General features: G+C 68.9%; 1 pseudogene. It reads right to left on the bottom strand.

Annotation, left to right across the window (positions count from 1 at the left end):
• A pseudogene (locus E1294_RS52060) lies at nt 1-960 on the bottom strand (IS3 family transposase); the annotation flags it as partial.

The following is a 960-nucleotide window of genomic DNA, read 5'->3' as shown; positions in this document are numbered from 1 at the left end:
CGGCGCTGTTGTCGGCGCTGTTGTCGGCGCTGGTGCCGACGGCGCCCATCGACCGGCGCACACCGAGTTCGGCGCAGACCTTGGCGAAGTCGGCGGAGGTGTATTGCGCTCCATGATCAGAATGGAAGATCGCCCCGTCCAGGCTGCCCCGCGTCGCCGCGGCGGCCCGCAACGCGTCGATCACCAGTTCGGCGCGCATGTGATCGGCGATCGACCAGCCCGCCAGCCGGCGTGAGTGCAGGTCAAGCACGGTCGCCAAGTAGAGGAACTGGCCATCGCCGATGGGCAGGTAGGTGATGTCGCCGACGTAGCGCTGGTTGGGGGCGGCAGCGGTGAAGTCCCGCTTGATCAGGTCGGGCACCTTCTGATGCGACGGCTCCGGCATGGTGGTGCGGACCTTCTTGCGCAGGTGCAGCCCGACGATGCCGAAGCGGCGCATGACCCGCGCGATGCGCTTGTGGTTGACCTGGTGGCCCTTCTCGCGCAGTTCGGCGGTGACGCGTGGGCTGCCATAGGTGCCGTCGAACTCCTCGTGGATCTGCTTGATCTCCTGCGCGAGCGCGGCATCGGCCGCGGCGCGGGCCGCCCGGGCGGGCGCCGCCTTTAACCACCGGTAGAAGCCGGAGCGGGAGACCCTCAACACCCGGCACAGCCGCTTCACGCCGAAGGCGTCCCGATGGTCGGCAACGAACTCGAAGCGGCTCACCAGTTCGTCTCTCCCGCGAAATATTTGGCCGCCCGGCGCAGAATGTCGCGCTCCAGCTCCAACTCCCGGACCCGGGCCTTGAGCTGCTTGTTCTCCTCTTCCAGCACGTCGTCGGACGATAGCGGACCGCTCGCCGGCTTCTTGGCCGGGCCCGCCTTCTTCGCCCCGGCGGTGCCGTCCGCGCGGGCCTCCTTCACCCACAGACGCAGGGTCTCGCGGTTGATGCCCAGGTCCCGCGCCACCGACGCGTACGT

This window comes from Nonomuraea diastatica (assembly GCF_004349015.1).
GTDB classification, from domain to species: Bacteria; Actinomycetota; Actinomycetes; order Streptosporangiales; family Streptosporangiaceae; genus Nonomuraea; species Nonomuraea diastatica.
This window is presented reverse-complemented; position numbering and strand designations above follow the sequence as displayed.